A 2,026-nucleotide genomic window follows, 5' to 3' on the forward strand; every position below is an offset into this window, starting at 1 on the left:
TTCGACCCTTCCCAGCCACACTTGCGCGGGCTGGTGCATCTGTCGTCAATGTCCATCCGTTCGTATCGCCGTCCCACACTTAAGGGGCACGATTCAACGAGGGTTGAACACTGCTTACCATGGACCCACAGGGATTCGAACCCTGGGCATCCTCCTTGCAAAGGAGGCACTCTACCACTGAGCTATGGGCCCTACTGTTAGCTTTGATAGTTCTAAGGTGTCCGGATGGGTGTCGTCGATGGACCGTATGAATGGTGAGCCACCCCGTCGGGGTGGTCTCGGATGTTAGGAGGTGATCCAGCCGCAGATTCCCCTACGGCTACCTTGTTACGACTTAAGCCCCCTTGCGAAGCCCAGATTCGACGTGGTAGTCCACGCCTCATCCGGACCTCACTCGGGTGCTTTGACGGGCGGTGTGTGCAAGGAGCAGGGACGTATTCACCGCACTCTTCTGAAATGCGATTACTACCGAATCCAGCTTCATGAGGGCGAGTTTCAGCCCTCAATCCGAACTACGATCGAGTTTCGGAGATTAGCGTTCTCTTTCGAGATAGCAACCCATTGTCTCGACCATTGTAGCCCGCGTGTTGCCCAGCTCATTCGGGGCATACTGACCTACCGTTGCCCGTTCCTTCCTCCGCTTTAGCAGCGGCAGTCCTCCTAATGTACCCAGCCAGTCGAAACTGCTGCTGGCAATTAGAAGTGCGGGTCTCGCTCGTTGCCTGACTTAACAGGACGCCTCACGGTACGAGCTGACGGCGGCCATGCACCTCCTCTCTATAGCGTCGTGATAAGGTCATCAACCTGATCGTCATTACTATAGTCGGAGCTGGTGAGATGTCCGGCGTTGAGTCCAATTAAACCGCAGGCTCCTCCGGTTGTAGTGCTCCCCCGCCAATTCCTTTAAGTTTCATCCTTGCGGACGTACTTCCCAGGCGGATCGCTTCTCGGCTTCCCTACGGCACAGCACAGGCGCGTAGCCTGTGCCACACCTAGCGATCATCGTTTACGGCTAGGACTACCCGGGTATCTAATCCGGTTCGAGACCCTAGCTTTCGTCCCTCACCGTCGGATTCGTCTTCTCGAGGTGCTTTCGCCATCGGTGGTCCGTCCAGGATTACGGGATTTCACTCCTACCCCGGACGTACCCCTCGAGCCTTCCGATCCCAAGCCACATGGTTTTCACCGGACGCCCGCCAGTTGAGCTGGCGGATTTCCCGATGAACCTTTGAGGCCGGCTACGGACGCTTTAGGCCCAATAAAATCGGTCATCACTTGAGCTGCCGGTATTACCGCGGCGGCTGGCACCGGTCTTGCCCAGCTCTTATTCCTCAACCACCTTACGGTTGAGAAAAGCAAGGACGATATGCCCTTGCACTTGGGGTCCCCTTATCGCACTTGCGTGCAGTGTAAAGGTTTCGCGCCTGCTGCGCCCCGTAGGGCCCGGAATCTTGTCTCAGATTCCGTCTCCGGGCTCTTGCTCTCACAACCCGTACCGATTATCGGCACGGTGGGCCGTTACCCCACCGTCTACCTAATCGGCCGCAGCCACATCCAACAGCGCCGGAGCGTTTGAGAGAATCGGCATTCCAGCATGACTCTCCTAGGAACTATTAGCCTCAGTTTCCCGAGGTTATCGTTCTCTGTTGGGTAGTTTGACCACGTGTTACTGAGCTTTCCGCCACGAGTCTGAACTCGTGCAACTAGCATGGCTAAATCGGACCCCAATAGCAATGACCTCCGGCAGGATCAACCGGAATGTATTGCATACATCCCGAGGGTGGGATGTATGCGGGTTTGGCGGGTGATATTGCATGGTCTGTGTAGATTGCAATGTCACCGTTACGTGTCATTTAGGTCCAATTCGGCGATATCCATCCGGATATCACCGAACTATCAAAGCTAACATCAGATATCGTCTTACGGCGTACCGCAGGGGCGAAATCCTCATTTCCTTCGGACCTGAGTCGAAGTGATTCGTGGGTATAAACCCATCGAACCTGGTTCGGATTCGGTCCGTGAATCG

At 55.5% G+C, this 2,026-nt stretch carries 1 tRNA gene and 1 rRNA gene; both read right to left on the minus strand.

The annotated features are described in order from the left end of the window. Positions 1-120 precede the first annotated feature (120 nt). Positions 121-192, minus strand: a tRNA-Ala gene (locus ACK509_RS16570). 95 nt (positions 193-287) lie between these two features. Further along, a 16S ribosomal RNA gene (locus tag ACK509_RS16575) occupies positions 288-1,760 on the minus strand. Positions 1,761-2,026 lie beyond the last annotated feature (266 nt).

The sequence above is a fragment of the Haloferax sp. DFSO60 genome (assembly GCF_046557615.1).
In the GTDB taxonomy this organism is placed as follows: domain Archaea; phylum Halobacteriota; class Halobacteria; order Halobacteriales; family Haloferacaceae; genus Haloferax.